This is a genomic window from Phreatobacter sp., from assembly GCF_051860605.1.
GTDB lineage: Bacteria > Pseudomonadota > Alphaproteobacteria > Rhizobiales > Phreatobacteraceae > Phreatobacter.
In genome coordinates this window covers 178562-196169 of sequence record NZ_JBHYDR010000003.1, presented here as the reverse complement: position 1 = coordinate 196169, position 17608 = coordinate 178562, and the positions used below count along the sequence as shown (strand labels likewise).

Annotated in this window: 13 protein-coding genes; 5 read left to right on the top strand and 8 right to left on the bottom strand. The window is 69.6% G+C overall.

Annotated elements, in window-relative coordinates:
* Nucleotides 1–79: 79 nt before the first annotated feature.
* From ACTIFS_RS06430 to ACTIFS_RS06420, 3 genes are all read left to right on the top strand, one after another.
* Nucleotides 80–1312 carry a winged helix-turn-helix domain-containing protein gene (locus ACTIFS_RS06430; protein ID WP_439573232.1) on the top strand — a complete coding sequence of 411 codons (1233 nt, stop codon included), beginning with the start codon at nucleotides 80–82 and terminating at the stop codon, nucleotides 1310–1312.
* A gap of 321 nt (nucleotides 1313–1633) precedes the next feature.
* Nucleotides 1634–2431, top strand: a complete 798-nt coding sequence (locus ACTIFS_RS06425; RefSeq protein ID WP_439573522.1) for a crotonase/enoyl-CoA hydratase family protein — start codon at nucleotides 1634–1636, stop codon at nucleotides 2429–2431.
* A gap of 381 nt (nucleotides 2432–2812) precedes the next feature.
* Nucleotides 2813–4231, top strand: a complete 1419-nt coding sequence (locus tag ACTIFS_RS06420) for a M20 family metallopeptidase (protein WP_439573231.1) — start codon at nucleotides 2813–2815, stop codon at nucleotides 4229–4231.
* A 686-nt stretch (nucleotides 4232–4917) separates the two neighbouring features.
* On the opposite strand, the gene ACTIFS_RS06415 is transcribed toward ACTIFS_RS06420, so the two are convergent.
* The 6 genes from ACTIFS_RS06415 to ACTIFS_RS06390 form a co-directional block, all read right to left on the bottom strand.
* On the bottom strand, nucleotides 4918–6978 hold the full coding sequence (locus ACTIFS_RS06415; RefSeq protein WP_439573521.1) for a 3-hydroxyacyl-CoA dehydrogenase NAD-binding domain-containing protein: 2061 nt from the start codon (nucleotides 6976–6978) through the stop codon (nucleotides 4918–4920).
* Between the two features lie 52 nt (nucleotides 6979–7030).
* Complete coding sequence (locus tag ACTIFS_RS06410; RefSeq protein ID WP_439573230.1) at nucleotides 7031–7822, bottom strand: SDR family NAD(P)-dependent oxidoreductase; 792 nt, start codon at nucleotides 7820–7822, stop codon at nucleotides 7031–7033.
* 13 nt (nucleotides 7823–7835) lie between these two features.
* Nucleotides 7836–8810 (bottom strand): alpha/beta fold hydrolase, encoded by a 975-nt coding sequence (locus ACTIFS_RS06405; protein ID WP_439573229.1) that lies wholly within the window; start codon nucleotides 8808–8810, stop codon nucleotides 7836–7838.
* 105 nt (nucleotides 8811–8915) lie between these two features.
* Nucleotides 8916–9680, bottom strand: coding sequence for an SDR family NAD(P)-dependent oxidoreductase (locus tag ACTIFS_RS06400; RefSeq protein WP_439573228.1), 765 nt, complete (start codon nucleotides 9678–9680; stop codon nucleotides 8916–8918).
* Between the two features lie 229 nt (nucleotides 9681–9909).
* Entirely contained in the window at nucleotides 9910–11139 is a 1230-nt protein-coding gene (locus tag ACTIFS_RS06395) for an acyl-CoA dehydrogenase family protein (protein ID WP_439573227.1), read from the bottom strand.
* 21 nt (nucleotides 11140–11160) lie between these two features.
* Nucleotides 11161–11856 (bottom strand): TetR/AcrR family transcriptional regulator, encoded by a 696-nt coding sequence (locus ACTIFS_RS06390; protein ID WP_439573226.1) that lies wholly within the window; start codon nucleotides 11854–11856, stop codon nucleotides 11161–11163.
* Between the two features lie 80 nt (nucleotides 11857–11936).
* Here ACTIFS_RS06390 and ACTIFS_RS06385 point away from each other — a divergent pair, with 80 nt between their 5' ends.
* Together ACTIFS_RS06385 and fdhF are read left to right on the top strand one after the other, a co-directional pair.
* Nucleotides 11937–13685 (top strand): NAD(P)H-dependent oxidoreductase subunit E, encoded by a 1749-nt coding sequence (locus ACTIFS_RS06385; RefSeq protein ID WP_439573225.1) that lies wholly within the window; start codon nucleotides 11937–11939, stop codon nucleotides 13683–13685.
* Nucleotides 13678–16461, top strand: coding sequence for a formate dehydrogenase subunit alpha (gene fdhF, locus ACTIFS_RS06380; protein WP_439573224.1), 2784 nt, complete (start codon nucleotides 13678–13680; stop codon nucleotides 16459–16461). Before ACTIFS_RS06385 ends, fdhF begins: the two co-directional genes overlap by 8 nt.
* 4 nt (nucleotides 16462–16465) lie before the next feature.
* Here the strand turns inward: fdhF and ACTIFS_RS06375 are convergent, their stop codons facing one another.
* A complete protein-coding gene (locus tag ACTIFS_RS06375) occupies nucleotides 16466–17188 on the bottom strand; it encodes an aspartate/glutamate racemase family protein (protein ID WP_439573223.1) in 723 nt (240 codons plus the stop codon).
* 2 nt (nucleotides 17189–17190) lie between these two features.
* Complete coding sequence (locus tag ACTIFS_RS06370; protein ID WP_439573222.1) at nucleotides 17191–17604, bottom strand: DUF3830 family protein; 414 nt, start codon at nucleotides 17602–17604, stop codon at nucleotides 17191–17193.
* Nucleotides 17605–17608 lie beyond the last annotated feature (4 nt).

Here is a 17608-nt window from a genome sequence, read left to right as displayed (position 1 = left end):
GTCTGCGCCTCCTGCCAGTTTCCGGGTGGCGTAGTTCCTAGCCTTGCGGCACGCTTCGGCCGAACGCACTCCGGACCCCATGCCCCGCCGTTCCGACAGCCTTTCCCTGAAACAGGCCCGCCGCATTGCCATTGCCGCGCAGGGCTTCGACCTTGCCGGCCTGCATCGCCGCGAAGGCCATGCCGGCGAGCGCCGTCATCTGAGAGACATGGCGGACCGGCTCGGCGTCATCCAGATCGACTCGGTCAATGTCGTCGCCCGCGCCCATACGCTTCCCGGTTTCTCCCGCCTCGGCCGCTATGACATCGCCGATATCGACGCGCTGGCCTATGCCGGCCGCAGGCGGTGCCTGTTCGAATATTGGGGGCACGAGGCCTCCTACCTGCCGGTGGCGCTGCAGCCGCTGTTCCGCTGGCGCATGGAGCGCGCCCGGCGCGGCGAGGGCATCTATACCGGCCTTGCCACTTTCGGCCGCGAGCGGCAGGACCTGATCGAGGAGGTGCGCCGCGAGATCGAGGCCGAGGGGCCGAAGGCGGCCGGCGAACTCTCCCACGACCACAAGGGCGAAGGCGGCTGGTGGGGCTGGTCGGACGGCAAGCGCGCCATCGAATGGCTGTTCTGGGCCGGCATCGTCACCACCGCCACCCGCCGCGCCGCCTTCGAGCGGGTCTACGACCTGACCGAGCGCGTGTTGCCGAGGGCGATCGTCGAGGCGCCGACCCCGACGCCGGTCGAGGCCCATCGCGAATTGCTGCGCCGGTCCGCAGCGGCCCTCGGCATCGCCACCGAGCGCTGCCTGCGCGACTATTACCGCCTCGGCGTCGACGACACGCGCCAGGCCGTGGCCGAACTCGTCGAGGCCGGCGATCTCCTGCCCGTCACCGTCGAGGGCTTCCGCAATCCCGCCTATCTGGCAAGGGGCGCCCGCCTGCCGCGCCGGGTCGAGGCGCGGGCCCTGCTCGCCCCGTTCGATCCGCTGGTCTGGCAGCGCGAGCGCACCGAGGGCCTGTTCGGCGCGCGTATCCGGCTGGAGATCTACGTGCCGGCGGAGAAGCGAACCCACGGCTACTACGTGCTGCCCTTCCTGCTGGGTGACCGGCTGGCCGCCCGCGTCGACCTCAAGGCCGACCGGGCGGGCTCGGTGCTGGTGGTGCAGGCAGCCCATCTGGAGGACGGCGAGCGGGCAGGGGAGGTCGCCGGCCCGCTGGCCGCGGAACTGAGGCTGGTGGCGGCCTGGCTCGGCCTGTCGGACGTGCGGGTCATGCCGCGCGGCGATCTGGCCCCGGTGCTGGAAGAGGCGCTGGCCGCCTGATCGTCCCCGACGGGAGCGATACCGATGGGCCGCCACCGCGATCCGTCACCCCCGGCGAGCCCGAAGGGCGAGGGAAGGGGGTCCAGGCATTCAGAACGCCCGGCCGGCATGGGCTGGATCCCCTTCCCCTCGCTGCGCTCGGCCGGGGATGACGGGCGGTGGCTCTCGCGGCGATCCGGCGATGGTTCACGATCGGGCTCTTGCAGGCCACATCTGCTCCCTTCAGCCCGCCCCACCCACACTCCCGAACGGCCGGCTTCAAACCGCCTGCCACGCCTCCCACAATGCGGGCAGGGAGAACCGTCCATGACCACCACCCGCATCCGCGACCGCATCGCCGTGACCATCGAACGCGGCGTCGCCGACATCCGGCTCGACCGGCCGGACAAGATGAACGCCCTCGATCCCGACATGTTCGACGCGCTGATCGAGGCGGCCGACCTCGTCGCGAAGACGAAGGAGGCGCGCGCCGCCGTGCTCTCCGGCGAGGGGCGCGCCTTCTGCGCCGGCCTCGACTTCGGCTCCTTCCAGTCGATGCAGGCGGGCGGCGAGCGATCCCTGCGCGACCTCGTCACCCGCACCCACGGCATCGCCAACCGGCCGCAATGGGCTGCCTGGTGCTGGCGCGACCTGCCCGTGCCGGTCATCTGCGCGGCGCATGGCGTTGCCTTCGGCGGCGGGTTGCAGGTGGCGCTCGGCGCCGACATGCGCTTTGCCACGGCTGACGCGAAGCTCTCGGTCATGGAGATCAAATGGGGCCTTGTGCCCGATGTCGCCGGCACGCAGCTGCTCAGGCATCTCTGCCGCGAGGATGTCGTCCGCGACCTCACCTATACCGGCCGCGTCGTGACCGGCGCGGAGGCGGCCGCCCTCGGCCTCGTCACGCGGGTGGAGGCCGACCCGCTTGCCGCCGCCCTCGCCGCCGCCCGCGACATCGCCGCCAGGAGCCCGGATGCCATCCGTGCCGCCAAGCGCCTGCTCAACGCCTCCGTGTCGGTCGATGCGGCCGAGGGGCTGGCGCTGGAATCGCAGGAACAGCAGGCGCTGATCGGATCGCCAAACCAGATCGAGGCGGTGATGGCCAATATGCAGAAGCGCGCGCCGGTGTTCCGGGACTGAGACCGCGGGGGGCCGCTCCTTCACCTCTCCCCGGCGGGGAGAGGTCGGCGCGCAGCGCCGGGTGAGGGGGCAGGACCCCTTCGAGCAGCGCTCGGGGCGAGCCCCCCCGCGACTCCGGGGGCGCCGGGCGACAGGAGCGCCCCCAGGACCCATTGAGCAGCGCTCTCCCCCTCACCCGCTCCTCGGCTGGCGCCTCGGATCGACCTCTCCCCGCCGGGGAGAGGTGAAGGACGCGCTCTGCCTCCTGCACCTGGCCGCCTCCCTCCCCCCATCCCGGCTGTCATCATCACCCCCCGTCGCAGCATCCATGCACCCTCCGCGCTGGACTTCGCCGCCCCGCGGCAGTGATATGCCGGCTTCCCGTTTCAACCCGAGGGCATCATGGACAACCGGAACGACCTGTGGCGGCAGGTGGACGCGGCATCGGGCCGCCTCATCGAACTCTCCGACCGCATCTGGGGCATGCCGGAGGTCTGCTACACCGAGACCCGTTCCTGCGCAGAGCACACCGCGCAGCTGAAGGCCGAAGGCTTCCGCGTCACCGAGAACGTCGCCGGCATCCCGACCGCGGTCATGGGCGAGGCGGGCGAGGGCGGTCCGGTCATCGCCTTCATGGGCGAATATGACGCGCTGCCGGGCCTCAGCCAGGAGGCCGGAATCGCCGAGCACCGGCCGGTGGAACAGGGCGGTCACGGCCATGGCTGCGGCCACAACCTGCTGGGTTCGGCAGCCCTGCTCGCCGCCACGGCGATGAAGAACTGGCTCGCCGAAAAAGGCCTGCCCGGCCGGGTGCGCTACTATGGCTGCCCGGCGGAAGAGGGCGGCGCGGCAAAAGCCTTCATGGTGCGCGCCGGCGCTTTTGCCGATACCGATGTCGCCATCACCTGGCACCCGTCGAGCTGGTGGGAGGTGGCCCCACCGCTGTCGCTGGCCAATACCCGCGCCGATTTCATCTTCACCGGCAAGTCCTCGCATGCCGCCGCCTCGCCGCATCTCGGCCGCTCGGCGCTCGACGCGGTGGAACTGATGAATGTCGGCGTCAATTACATGCGCGAGCACATGCCGTCAGATGCCCGCGTCCACTATGCGCTGCTCGACACCGGCGGCATCGCGCCCAACGTCGTGCAGGCCCATGCCCGGGTGCGCTATTCGATCCGCGCCCGCGACCTTCCCGGCATGCTCGAACTGGTGGGCCGCGTGCGCAAGATCGCCGAGGGCGCGGCGCTGATGACCGAGACCAGCATGGAGATGAAGATCATCTCGGCGGTCTCCAACATCCTCGGCAACACGCCGCTGGAACAGGCCATGCAGCAGGTGCTGGAGGATCTCGGGCCGCCGCATTTCGATGACCAGGACCTGGCCTTCGCCAGCAAGATCCAGTCAACGCTGACCCCGCAGGACCTCGCCAGCGTCTGGCATACGATCGGGCTGGAGCGTGCCGACAAGCCGCTGACCGATTTCACCGTGCCGCTGGATGCGAAGCGCAACCCGCTGATCGGCTCGACTGACGTGGGCGATGTCAGTTGGGTCGTGCCGACCGTGCAGGCCCATGCGCCGACGGTCGCCATCGGCACGCCGTTCCACACCTGGCAGGTGGTGGCGCAGGGCAAGATGCCGGCCGCCCACAAGGCCATGGTGCAGGTCGCCAAGGCCATGGCCGCGACGGGCGCGGCCGTGCTGACCGATCCGGCGCTGATGGCCGCCGCCAGGGCGGACCTTGCCCGCCGGACCGCCACCACCCCTTACGTCTGCCCGATCCCGCCCGAGATCGGCCCGCCGCTGACCATGTCGGCGGCATAGGCGGCGGGCGGCGATCGCTGCTGGTTCTTCGGTCGCAGCAGCTTGACGCCGGCACGAGGGTCTTGCGTCCTTCGAGGCTCGCTTATCGCTCGCACCTCAGGATGAGGAGGGTGGTGGGCTGCATACCGTCCAGCTGAAGCGATCCAGCCCGGTGCCATCCGACACAGATGCCGGTCGCGACCTTCCTCATCCTGAGGTGCGAGCGATAAGCGAGCCTCGAAGGACGCAGTTGGGTCATGCGGCGCGCCGGAACGATGCCCTCCCCGCGCTGACGCGCGGAGAGGGGGCTTCGGCCTCGCGTTCCGTTGTCACACGGACAAGCCAGGCGCGCCGGTTGAAGCGAGGGCGGTGGGCCATAGTCCCCCCCTCCGCGCAGCGGGGAGGGTGCGGGTGGGGCCAACGTGAAGGCGCCCACCGTCGCCCGGACCACCGCCCGTCATCCCCGGCCGAGCGCAGCGAGGGGAAGGGGATCCAGCATTCCGATGCCCCGCCTCGCCGTCCCTGGACCCCCTTCCCTCGGCCTCAAAGCATCGAGCGAACGCGCAAGGCGTTCGCATCTCGCTTTGGGCCTCGCCGGGGGTGACGCGGTATCAGGGCCACAGGGTTCGGACTGTCCTCGCCGGCGGTGACGGGAAAAGGCGGACGCACCGGTTCGGGCTTGCCACCGAACGAAGCCCCCCGTCCCCTCACAGGTCCTTGAAGCCCTTGCCCTCGGCGACCAGCTTCTCCAGCAGCGCCGACGGCTTGAAGTCCGCCCCGTGCCGGCCCTCGAACTCCTGCATCACGCGCAGCACCTCCGGCAGCCCCACCGTGTCGCCGTAGAACATCGGCCCGCCGCGATAGACCGGCCAGCCATAGCCGTTGACCCACACCGTATCGATGTCGGAGGCGCGGATGGCCTTGCCTTCCTCGAGGATCTTCGCGCCCTCGTTGATCATCGGATAGATGCAGCGCTGCAGGATCTCCTCGTCGGAAATCTCCCGGCGGTTGATGCCTTTCTTCGCCGCCAGATCGAGGATGATCGTCTCGGTGATGGGAGAGGGCGTGGCGTTGCGCTTCTCGTCATAGTCGTAGAAGCCCGCGCCGGTCTTCTGGCCGCGCCGGTCCATCTCGCAGAGCAGTTCGCGCGGCGTCTCGCCCTTCGAGGTCTCGCGCGACCAGCCGATGTCGAGGCCGGCAAGGTCGCTCATGGCGAAGGGGCCCATGGGCAGGCCGAAATCGTAGAGCACGCGGTCCACGTCCCAGGGCATCGCGCCTTCCAGGATCAGCTTGTTGGCCTCGCGCTGGCGCTGCGCCAGCATGCGGTTGCCGACGAAGCCGTGGCAGACCCCGACCAGCACGCCGACCTTGCCGATGGTCTTGGCGAGCTTCATGGCGGTGGCGACCACGTCCTTCGCCGTCTTCTCGCCGCGCACGATCTCCAGCAGCTTCATGACATTGGCGGGCGAGAAGAAGTGCAGGCCGATCACGTCCTCAGGCCGCGCCGTGGCCGCGGCGATCTCGTCGACATTGAGATACGACGTGTTCGAGGCGAGGATCGCGCCCTGTTTCACGATGGCGTCCAGCTTGCCGAACACCTCCTTCTTGATCGCCATGTTCTCGAACACGGCCTCGATGACGAGGTCGCAGTCGGCCAGCGCCGAGAGGTCCAGCGAGCCGGTGAGCCGGCCCATGCGCGCCTCGACATCCGCCTCGGTGATGCGGCCGCGCTTTGCCGTGTTCTCGTAGTTCTTGCGGATGACGGAGAGGCCGCGGTCGAGCGCCTCCTGCTTCATCTCCACGATGGTCACCGGGATGCCGGCACTGGCGAAGTTCATGGAGATGCCGCCGCCCATGGTGCCGGCGCCGATGACACCGACCCTGGCGATCTTGCGGGTGGGCGTGTCGTCCGGCACATCCGGGATCTTGTTGGCCTGCCGCTCGGCGAAGAACACATAGCGCTGGGCGCGCGACTGCACGCCGGGAATGAGGCGCATGATGGTCTCGCGCTCGAACTTCAGGCCCTCGTCGAAGGGCTTGTCGACCGCCGCCTCCACGCACTGGATGCAGGCCTCCGGCGCCTCGAAGCCGCGGAAGCGGCGGGCATTGGCCTTGCGGAAGGCGGCGAAGACGCCCCTGTCCACCGCCAGCTTCTCGGAGCGGTCGCGCACCTTGGCGAGCGGCGCGTTCTCGGCAACCAGCCTGGTTGCGAAGGCCACCGCATCGGCGCGCAGGCTGTCCGCGCCGGTCACGGCATCGACGAGGCCGGTTTCCGCCGCCTCCTTGGCGCTCATCGGCTCGCCGAAGCAGATCACCTCGAGCGCGCGCTCCACGCCGACCAGGCGCGGCAGGCGCTGGGTGCCGCCGGCACCGGGCACCAGGCCGAGCTTGACCTCCGGCAGGCCGAGCTTCGCCGAGGGCACGGCGACGCGGTAATGGCAGGACAGCGCCACTTCCAGACCGCCGCCGAGCGCTGTGCCGTGGATCGCGGCGACGACCGGCTTGGCCGAGCCCTCCAGCAGGGCATTGACCTCGGAGAGCGGCACGCCCTTCGGCGGCTTGCCGAACTCGGTGATGTCGGCGCCGGCGATGAAGGTGCGGCCGGCGCAATGGAGCACGATGGCCTTGACCGCCGCATCCTCTCCGGCCTTCTGAACCGCCTCGGCAATGCCGGTGCGGACATTGGCGGAGAGGGCATTCACCGGCGGCGAATTGACGGTGATGACGGCAACCGCGCCCTCGGTAGCAAGGTCGACGACGTCGTTGATGGCGGCCATGGCTCGGTCCTCGAATGGATGGATATCGGGAAAGGGCGGACGGTCAGCGCGGGCGCTGGCCGGCAAAGGGCAGGGTGGAGGTTAGGCCGCCATCGACGGGGAAGGCCTGGCCGTTGACGTAGCTCGCCTCGTCGCTCGCCAGGAACAGCGCCATGGCGGCGATCTCCTCGGGCTGGCCGGGGCGGGTGAGCGGGTTGAGCTGGCCGAGCTTGCCCTCGGTGCCGCGCTGGCGGGCATGATCGAAGATCGGCACGGTCATGCCGGTCTCGATCAGGCCGGGGCAGACCGCGTTGACGCGCACGCCGGTGCCGTAGAAGGCATTGGCCGCCGTCTGGACGAGGCTGACCACCCCGGCCTTGGAGGCCGAATAGGGCGAGCCGCCGGCATTGGCGCGCAGGCCGGCCACCGAGGCCGTGCAGACGATGGCACCGGAGCCCTGCCGGATCATCAGCGGCGCGACCTCGCGGATGGCAAGGAACGGTCCGATCAGGTTGATGCGCAGGATCTCCTGCCACTGCTCGACCGTCTGCTCGAAGAACGGCGTCAGCCCGCCGGAAATGCCGGCATTGGCATAGATGGCATCGAGGCCGCCGAATTCCGACACCGCCTTCGCGACATAGGCCTTCACGTCGGCCTCGGATCCGGCATCGGCCGCCATGGCGATGCAGCGGCCGCCGGCATCGGCGATCTCGGCGGCCACCGCCGCCACCTTGTCGCCGTCGCGGTCGACTGCCAGCACCAGCGCGCCCTCCTTCGCGAACAGCCGGGCGCTTGCCCGCCCGATGCCGCTTCCCGCGCCCGTGACGATGGTCCGCTTGTCCTTCAGCCGCGCCATGCGGTCCTCCCCGTCATGCGTTGTTCTGGTTGCCGAGGTCGGCCGCCTGCCAGCCGGCGATGACCGCCCGGATCAGCGCCACCAGCGCCAGCGGCTGGTCGATCAGCACGTGATGCTGCGCCTCCGGGATCTCGATGAACTGCGTGCCCTGAGGCGCGGCCTGCCGGACGAAGGCCTTGATCGGATCGGGGAACAGGATCGACTTCGCGCCCCAGGTGATGGCGAGCCGGCATTTGGCGGCGGCCAGGTCGGCGGCGGAATCGTTGCGCTTCAGCCGCGACCACATGAACGGGTCGAAGCGCCAGGTCCAGCCACTGGTGCCGTCGGCCTTCTTCACCTCGCGCAGCGAATGGCGGGCGATGTAGTCGACGATGTAGAGGTTCTCGGCGGTCTGCGCCGGCATCAGGCGGAACCGGCCGAGCGCCTGCTCGAACGTGTCGTAGAGCAGCGTCTCGCGTGGCGGCTTCGAGGGTTCGCGGGTAGCCTCGCGCTTGGCGCGCATTTCGTTGGACAGGAACGGCGAGTCGACCGTGATCAGCCCGCCGATGCGCTCGCCGTGGCGGGCGGCAAAGGCCATGGCCGGGAAGCTGCCGAAGGAGTGGGAGACGACGACGGGCTTCACCGGCCCGGCATCGAGGCCGGTCGCCTCCAGCGTCGACAGCATCTCGGCGGTCAGGTCGTCCATCGAATAGGCGTCCCGCCAGTCCGATCCGCCCATGCCCGACCAGGACGAGGCGACGACGCGATGCGTCCCGGCGAAGAACGGCGCCAGATAGCTCCACCAGTCGGCATGGGCCGAGCCACCATGCAGCATGAGCAGGCCCGGCTTGCCGCGCTCGCCCCAGGCCAGCGTTTCGATGGTGACGCCGGCGCCCCGGTGCGTCGCGCGCTCCGGCTCATGCGACAGCGCCTGGCTGAACCAGGCTGGCGCGGGCGGTTTCGCCCCGGCAAAGGGGACGAGCGGGGCGGGAATGGACGCGCCGGCCATCGGGGAACCTTCATCTTGACGTTAACGGCAAGCATTCATCCCCCCGCCCGGCCCCGCAATAGGCCGAACGGCGGGCTGCGATGCTGGCATGCCCGGAGCGGCGGCCTAGATGGTGACGCCGCCGTCGATGACCATGCTCTGGCCGGTCATGAACGAGCCGGCCTTCGAGCCGAGGAACACGGCGGCCCCGGCAATCTCGTCCGGCTCGCCGATGCGCCGCAGCGGCGTCTCGGATTCGCGTGCCTCGCGGGCGCTCGGATCCTCCCACAGGGCCTTGGCGAAATCGGTCTTGATCAGGCCCGGCGCGATGCAGTTCACCCGCACGTTGTGCGGCCCGTATTCGTGGGCGAGGTTGCGGGCCAGCTGCATGTCGGCGGCCTTGGAGATGCAATAGGCGCCGATGGCGGTGGAGCCGCGCAGGCCGCCGATCGACGAGACGATGATGATCGAGCCGTCGCGCCGCTCGATCATCTCCGGCACCACCATCGAGATCAGCCAGTTGTTGGCGACGATGTTGTTGGTCAGGATCTTGTTGAAGGCATCGTCCGTGATGCCGGCCATCGGCCCGTAATAGGGGTTCGAGGCGGCATTGCAGACCAGCACGTCGATCCGGCCGAGCTGGCGGCGCGTCTCGTCGACGAGCCGCTGCAGGTCCTCCTTGGACGAGATGTTGGCGGGCACGACGATGGCCGTTCCCTCGCCGTGCTTCGCGTTGATGGCATTGGCGACCTCCTCGCAGGGGCCGGCCTTGCGCGAGGAGACGACGACCTTCGCGCCGTGCTCGGCCATGCGCTCGGCAATCGCCCGGCCGATGCCGCGCGAGGAGCCGGTGATGACGGCGACCTTGCCCGTCAGGTCGAAGAGATTCATGGGGATTTCCTCCATTGCCTTTGGTTCGCCGGCCTCAAGGGCTCAAGCGGTTCGTCATCCCCGGCCGACCGAGCGGAGCGAGGGAGGGGAAGGGGATCCAGGAACTCGCACGCGAGACCGCAACGCTTCGCTGCAGAGTCTGGACCCCCTTCCCTCGGCCTTCGGCCTCGCCGGGGGTGACGCGGAAGAGTGTCGGGCCGCGACACATCGATGGTGCGGCCCTGTCCCCTCAATGGTTGGCGTATTTGCCCATTTCCATGCGGGCGATGGTGCGGTTGTGCACCTCGTCCGGCCCGTCCGCGAGGCGGAGCGTGCGGATATGGGCATAGGACTTGGCGAGGCCGAAATCGGTGGTCACGCCGCCGCCGCCATGCGCCTGGATGGCATCGTCGATGACCTTCAGGGCGATGCGCGGCGCCGCCACCTTGATCATGGCGATCTCCAGCTTGGCGACCTTGTTGCCGACCTTGTCCATCATGTCGGCGGCCTTCAGGCAGAGCAGGCGCGTCATCTCGATGTCGATGCGGGCTTCCGCGATGCGCTGCTCCCAGACCGAGTGCTCGGAGACGCGCTTGCCGAAGGCGACGCGGCTCTGCAGGCGCTTGATCATCTTTTCCAGCGCGGCTTCCGCCACGCCGATGGTGCGCATGCAGTGATGGATGCGGCCCGGCCCGAGGCGGCCCTGGGCGATCTCGAAGCCGCGGCCCTCGCCGAGGATCAGGTTCTCCGCCGGCACGCGGACATTGTCGAGGATCACCTCGGCATGGCCGTGCGGGGCGTCGTCGAAGCCGAAGACGGGCAGCATGCGCACAACGTTGAAGCCGGGCGCATCGGTCGGCACGAAGATCTGCGACTGCTGGACGTGCTTGGCCACGCTCGTGTCCGTCTTGCCCATGACGATCGCCACCTTGCAGCGCGGGTCGCCGATGCCGGACGACCACCATTTGCGGCCGTTGATGACGTAGTGGTCGCCGTCACGGCGGATCGAGGTCTCGATATTGGTGGCGTCCGAGGAGGCGACAGCCGGTTCGGTCATGAGGAAGGCCGAGCGGATCTCGCCGGCCATCAGCGGACGCAGCCACTGCTCCTTGTGCTGGCGCGAGCCATAGCGGTGCAGCACTTCCATGTTGCCGGTGTCGGGCGCGGAGCAGTTGAACACCTCGGAGCCGAAGCCGACCCGGCCCATCTCTTCCGAGCACATGGCATATTCGAGATTGCTCAGGCCCGCGCCGTGGAACTCGTCGTCGTCATGCTCGGAGGGCGGCATGAACAGGTTCCACAGGCCCTCGGCCTTGGCCTTGGCCTTCAGTTCCTCCAGCACCGGCACGACCTTCCAGCGGTCGCCGTCGCCGTCCATCTGCTCGTTATAGGTGGGGATGGCGGGATAGACGTGGGCGTTCATGAAGGCGACCACGCGGTCGCGCCAGTAGCGCTGGCGCTCGGACATCGAGAAATCCATGTTTCCTCTCCTCTCGGCTTGTCAGGACTTGTTCGGGGACGGGTCGGGGCTGGCGAGGTTGCGCCGCACCAGGGCGATCAGTTCGGTTCGGAGCACCTTCAGGTCGACCCCCTCGGGATCGATCACCCACTGGGCCATGATGCCGCGCAGCGCCGCCGACAGGATCAGCGCCTGGCTGCGGGCATCGATGTCGGCGCGGATTTCGCCGGCCGCGATGCCGGTCTGGATCAGCCGGCCGAAATCGGTGGCCGATTCCCGGTTGAAGGCCGCGACCGCCTCGGCGAGCGCGGGCTTGTGGGCGGCGCCCATGAGGACCGCGATATAGGCGCGCATCTTGACGATGCCCACGGCCGGCCGGCCGAACGAGGCGTCGATGGTGGCCATCAGCGTGGCGAATCCGGTGGTTCCGCGCTGGCGTTCGCGGCGCATGGCGTTGAACTCGTCGTGGATGGCCTCGGCCATGGCGGCCAGCAGCGCGTCCTTGGAGGCGAAATAATGCCCGGCAAGGCCGCGGCTGTAGCCGGCCCGCTCCCCGGCCTCGGCCAGGGTGAGGCCGTCAATGCCCTTGTCGGCGACGATCTCGGCAGCCGCGGCCAGCATGCGCGACTCGGCTTCGGCCCGGCGCTCGGCCTGCGTCCGCCGGCGGCGGATCGCAACCGGGCCGCCATCGGGCGCCGCGCGCTGTCCTGAGGGTCCCTGGGCCGCCATTCCCGTCATCGGTTCGTCATGTTATTTGCTTGCGAGCAAACAAATAACATAGGAGGCCGGATGTCCATACGCACTATCCGGGATGCCGGATGGGGGAGGCTGTCCGGCCGCATGCCGCGCTGCAGCGTGACAAGGCGCCCGCGCCTGTCGATGATTCCGCCATGACCGTTCATGCCCGTCCCGACAAGGACCGCCTCGCCCGGCCGAAAGGCCGCCCGCTCGACGAGACGGCTCTGGCTGCGGTGCGATCCGCGCTCGGTGCTATCCCGCGAAGGCGCGATCTGCTGATCGAGCACCTGCACGCGCTGCAGGACCGCTACGGATGCCTCCATGCGCGCCATCTGAAGGCGCTCGCCGAGGACCTGCGGCTGTCGGAGGCCGAGGTCTTCGAGGTGGCGAGCTTCTACCACCACTTCGACATCGTGAAGGAGGGCGGCCGCGCGCCGCCGGCGGTCACCGTGCGCGTCTGCACCTCGGTCTCCTGCATGCTGGCCGGTGGCGAGGATGTGCTGCGCGAGGCGCAGGCCCTGGCTGACCCGGCACGGGTGAGGGTGGTTGCAGCCCCCTGCATGGGGCGATGTGCGGGAGCGCCGGCCGCCATGGTCGGGCAGAGGGCCGTGGAAGCGGCAGACGCGCCCGATCTGCTGGCTCTGGCCGGGCAGGGCGCGACCCGTCCCTCACCGCTTGCCCCGGTCGGCCTGTCCGAGGCCCGGGCCGGCGGCGCCTATCGCCTGCTGGCGGACTGTCTGGCTGGCCGGCGCACGGCGGACGAACTCATCGCCCTCCTGTCCGATGCCGGCCTGCGCGGGCTCGGCGGTGCGGGGTTCCCGGTCGGTCGCAAATGGGCCGCGGTCAGGGCGCAGGCGGCGCCCCGCCTGATGACCGTCAATGCCGACGAGGGCGAGCCGGGCACCTTCAAGGACCGGCATGTCCTGGAGACCGAGCCGCACCGCATGCTGGAAGGCGCGCTTCTCGCCGCCTGGGCGGTCGGCGCAGAGCGCATCGTCATCTACCTGCGCGACGAATATCCGGCGGTCCGCCAGATGCTGCTCGGCGAGATCGCGGCGCTGGAGGCGGCCCGCCTCGCGGCCGTGCCGATCGAACTGCGCCGCGGCGCCGGCGCCTATATCTGCGGCGAGGAAAGCGCGATGCTCGAGAGCATCGAGGGCCGCCGGGGCCTGCCGCGCCACCGGCCGCCCTATATCGCTGAGGCCGGGCTGTTCGGCCGCCCGACCCTCAACCACAATGTCGAGACGCTGCACTGGATCCGCGCCATCGTCGAGAACGGCCCGGACTGGTTCGCCGCCCAGGGCCGGCGCGGGGCGAAGGGGCTGCGCGCCTTCTCCGTCTCCGGGCGCGTGCGCGCGCCGGGCGTGAAGATCGCACCCGCCGGCATCACCGCCCGCGAACTGATCGAGGATCATTGCGAGGGCATGGCCGAGGGGCATGAGCTTGCCGGATACCTGCCGGGCGGCGCCTCGGGCGGCATCCTTCCCGCATCGCTCGCCGACGAGCCGCTCGACTTCGGCTCGCTCGACCGCCATGGCTGCTTTGTCGGCTCCCATGCCGTCGTGGTGTTCTCGCAGCAGGACGATGTCCGGGCGATTGCCCGCAACCTCATGGCCTTCTTCCGTGACGAGAGCTGCGGGCAATGCACGCCCTGCCGGTTGGGCACCGCCAAGATGGGACACCTCATCGAGGATGAGGGCTGGGACGAGGCCCTCATCGGTGACCTCGAACAGGTGATGCGCGACGGCTCCATCTGCGGGCTCGGCCAGGCCGCGCCCAATCCGGTGCGTTCGGTGTTGCGCTTCTTCGCGGGAGGCCCGGATGAGTGACCGGCTCCGGTTCACGCTGGACGGCCGCACGGTCGAGGCCGCCCCCGGCGAGACGCTCTGGCAGGTGGCTGAGCGCGAGGGCATCGCCATCCCACACCTCTGCCACCATGACGGTCCCGGCTACCGGCCGGACGGCAATTGCCGGGCCTGCCTGGTCGAGATCGAGGGCGAACGCGTGCTCGCCGCCTCCTGCATCCGCAAGGCGGCCGAAGGCCTCGTGGTGAAGACCGCAACCGAACGCGCGGCAAAGTCCCGCGCGCTGGTTCTCGAACTTTTCGCCGCCGACATGCCGGAGCGGGCCGAGGCGCCCGACCCCGACGCGCCGTTCTGGCACTGGATGGAGCGCGCCGGCCTCGCCGCGAGCCGCTTCCCGAAGCGCCCCGCGGCCGTGACCGATCCGCACGCCGCCGGCCTTGCCCTGCACGATGCCTCGCACGCGGCGATCGCGGTCAATCTCGATGCCTGCATCGCCTGCGGCCTGTGCGAGCGCGCCTGCCGCGAGGTTCAGTCCAACGACGTGATCGGCATGGGCCTTCGCGGCGAGGCAACGCGCCCGGTCTTCGACCTTGCTGATCCGATGGGGCTGTCGACCTGCGTCGGCTGCGGCGAATGCGTGCAGGTCTGCCCGACCGGCGCGCTGCTCGAAAAGAGCCTCATGGACGATGATGCGCGCCGCGCGACCATCGTGCCGGACCGCGAGGTCGACACGCTCTGCCCCTATTGCGGGGTCGGCTGCCAGACCCGCGTCGCCGTGAAGGACGACCGCATCGTGCGCGTCGACGGCCGCGATGGCCCGGCCAACCGCAACCGGCTCTGCGTCAAGGGCCGCTTCGGCCACGACTATATCCGCCACCCGCACCGGCTGACCGTTCCGCTCGTCCGCCGCGACGATGCGCCGAAGCAATGGGACGCGGTCCTCGATCCCGGTAATCCCTTCACCCATTTCCGCGAGGCGACCTGGGACGAGGCGCTGGAACGGGCGGCCTCGGGCCTCACCGCGATCCGTGACCGGGATGGGCCGGCTGCCTTGGCCGGCTTCGGCTCGGCCAAGGGTTCCAACGAGGAGGCCTATCTGTTCCAGAAGCTGGTGCGGCAGGGCTTCGGCACCAACAATGTCGACCATTGCACAAGGCTCTGCCACGCTTCCTCGGTCGCAGCCCTCATCGAGGGGATCGGCTCGGGCGCGGTGACGGCCCCGTTCACCGCTGCCGAGGAGGCGGACTGCATCATCGTCATCGGCGCCCGGCCGACCGAGAACCACCCGGTCGCGGCCACCTGGCTGAAACAGGCGGCGAAAGCGGGAAAGACCCTGATCGTCATGGACCCGCGCGGCCACGCGCTGATGCGCCACGCCACCCATGCCCTGCGTTTCACTCCGGGTACGGATGTGGCGCTGCTCAACGCCCTGCTCAATGTCATCATTGCCGAGGGCCTGACCCAGCCGGCCTATATCCGCGACCATGTCGATGGCTTCGACGCGCTGGCGGAGCGGGTCAAGGCCTTCACGCCGGAGGCCATGGCGCCGGTCTGCGGCGTCGAGGCGGAAACCATCCGTGCCGTTGCCCGCGCCTATGCCGGCGCGAAGGCCGCGATCATCTTCTGGGGCATGGGCATTTCCCAGCATGTCCACGGCACGGACAATGCGCGCTGCCTGATCGCGCTCGCCCTCGTCACCGGCCAGATCGGCCGGCCGGGCACCGGCCTGCATCCCCTGCGCGGCCAGAACAATGTTCAGGGCGCCTCCGATGCCGGGCTCATCCCGATGATGTATCCGGACTACCACCCGGTGGACGATGACCCGACGCGGCTAAAGTTCGAGGATCTGTGGGGCCGCCCGCTCGATCCCGCGCGCGGGCTCACAGTCGTGGAGATCATGGGCGCCATCCATGCCGGCATCATTCGCGGCATGTATATTCTTGGCGAGAACCCGGCCATGTCGGACCCCGACCGGAGCCATGCCCGCAAGGCGCTGGCGGCGCTCGACCATCTCGTCGTGCAGGACCTGTTCCTCACCGAGACCGCCTTCCACGCCGACGTGGTGCTGCCGGCTTCGGCCCATGCGGAGAAGCTCGGCACCTTCACCAACACCAACCGCCAGGTCCAGCTTGGCCGGCCGGTTGTGCCGCTGCCGGGCGCGGCACGGCAGGACTGGGGCCTGATCGCGGAAATCGCCCGCCGCATGGGGCTCGACTGGCGCTACGCTTCGGTGTCGCAGGTCTATGAGGAGATGCGCCAGGTCAGGCCCTCGCTGTCGGGCCTGCCCTGGAGCCGTGTCGAGCGCGAGGGCTGTGTCACCTATCCGGCAGCATCGGCCGATGCGCCCGGCCAGACCATCCTGTTCGGCGACCGCTTTCCCACGGAATCGGGCCGCGCCTTGCTTGTGCCCGCCGACATGCTGCCGCCGGATGAACTGCCGGACGGCGCCTATCCGATGGTGCTGACCACCGGCCGGCTTCTGGAACACTGGCACACCGGCGCCATGACCCGCCGCGCCGGCGTGCTCGATGCCATCGAGCCGGCCGCCATCGCCGCCATGAATCCGGCCGAGATCGCAAGGCAGGGCCTGAAGCCCGGCCGGCCGGTGACGGTCGAGACCCGCCGCGGCGCCGTCACGGCCACCTTGCGCGCCGACCGTGACGTCGCCGACGGCATGGTGTTCATGCCCTTTGCCTTCGCGGAGGGGGCGGCCAACGACCTGACCAACCCGGCGCTCGATCCCTTCGGCAAGATCCCGGAGTTCAAGTTCTGCGCGGCGCGGGTGAGCGCAGGCCCGTGACGCGTCAGAACCGGCGCGGCCTGAGGCCTGCGTGGAACCAGGTGATCATCGAATAGATGTCATAGACGGGCAGGCGGACCGCCTCGGCAAGCGCCGCCGCATAGGGCGGCATGTTGGTGCATTCCAGCACGATGGCGCCGACCTCCGGATGCCGGGCCACGAGGTCGCGCCCGGCAGCGAGGATATCGGCCTCGGCGAGGTCGACATCCATATCCTGCTTCTCGGCCCTGATCAGCACGCGGAAGAACTCGCGGCCGGTCTCCGTGCCGGCGAGCGGCACGTCCTCCGGCACGCCGGCCGCGGCGAGATGGGCCGGTGTCAGCGATGCACGGCTCACCGTCACGATGCCGACGCGCTTGCCGGGCGGCAGGGTCGCCTGCACCCAGGGCACCTGCATCAGCGAGGAGGTGGCCACCGGCACGTTCACCGCTTCGGCCAGTTCGCGCTGGAACAGCGACAGGAACCCGCAATTGGTGGTGATCGCCTCGGCGCCGAGATCGACAAGGTCGCGGGCCGCGGCGATGAAGTCGGGGAGCAGGCCGGCGGCGCCACCAAGCACCACCCGCTCGGGGTCGGCACCGCGCACCACCCGGTAGAGCACCGGAAACGGCCAGGTCGTGCCATTGCCCATGTCGCCGGCAATGCGCGGAAAGCGCGCCTCCAGCATCAGGATGCCGAGCGGCGCCCCATAGATGGCCTTGCCGCCGCGTGCGATGCGGCCGGACATGGTCAGAGCGCGTCGAAGCGGATCGGCTGGGCGCCCTTCATCAGCGTCAGCCGGCCGAGCGGATGGACGTTCTCCAGCCCCTCGGTGAGGGTGAGGAAGTGGTTGCCGGCAAGCTGGCCGGCCTTCGACGCGAAGCAGACCGGCCCATAGGCGAGCAGGATCTCGGTCTCGCTGACCCCGCCCGGATAGAGGATCATCTGCCCCGGCGCCGGATAGCTGGTGGCGTTCTCGTAGCCGACGCCGAAGTCGAGATCGCCCAGCGGCATCCACACGCCTTCGCCGCTCCAGCGCACATGGATGATCTCGGAGATGAAGGGCAGGGCCTTCTCGAAGGCGGCGCAGGTCTTCGGCGCGGCTTCGCTCTCCAGCTTGCCGATGAAGGTGTAGGGGCCTGCCGTGATCTTCAGTCTGGTCATGGGG

What these genes read in the sequence shown, in the direction of transcription:
- fdhF (WP_439573224.1), top strand. Translation starts at nt 13,678, where the DNA reads ATGAGTGACCGGCTCCGGTTCACGCTGGACGGCCGCACGGTCGAGGCC.
- ACTIFS_RS06400 (WP_439573228.1), bottom strand. Translation starts at nt 9,680, where the DNA reads ATGAATCTCTTCGACCTGACGGGCAAGGTCGCCGTCATCACCGGCTCC.
- ACTIFS_RS06375 (WP_439573223.1), bottom strand. Translation starts at nt 17,188, where the DNA reads ATGTCCGGCCGCATCGCACGCGGCGGCAAGGCCATCTATGGGGCGCCG.
- ACTIFS_RS06385 (WP_439573225.1), top strand. Translation starts at nt 11,937, where the DNA reads ATGGGGGAGGCTGTCCGGCCGCATGCCGCGCTGCAGCGTGACAAGGCG.
- ACTIFS_RS06390 (WP_439573226.1), bottom strand. Translation starts at nt 11,856, where the DNA reads ATGACGGGAATGGCGGCCCAGGGACCCTCAGGACAGCGCGCGGCGCCC.
- ACTIFS_RS06420 (WP_439573231.1), top strand. Translation starts at nt 2,813, where the DNA reads ATGGACAACCGGAACGACCTGTGGCGGCAGGTGGACGCGGCATCGGGC.
- ACTIFS_RS06410 (WP_439573230.1), bottom strand. Translation starts at nt 7,822, where the DNA reads ATGGCGCGGCTGAAGGACAAGCGGACCATCGTCACGGGCGCGGGAAGC.
- ACTIFS_RS06405 (WP_439573229.1), bottom strand. Translation starts at nt 8,810, where the DNA reads ATGGCCGGCGCGTCCATTCCCGCCCCGCTCGTCCCCTTTGCCGGGGCG.
- ACTIFS_RS06370 (WP_439573222.1), bottom strand. Translation starts at nt 17,604, where the DNA reads ATGACCAGACTGAAGATCACGGCAGGCCCCTACACCTTCATCGGCAAG.
- ACTIFS_RS06395 (WP_439573227.1), bottom strand. Translation starts at nt 11,139, where the DNA reads ATGGATTTCTCGATGTCCGAGCGCCAGCGCTACTGGCGCGACCGCGTG.
- ACTIFS_RS06430 (WP_439573232.1), top strand. Translation starts at nt 80, where the DNA reads ATGCCCCGCCGTTCCGACAGCCTTTCCCTGAAACAGGCCCGCCGCATT.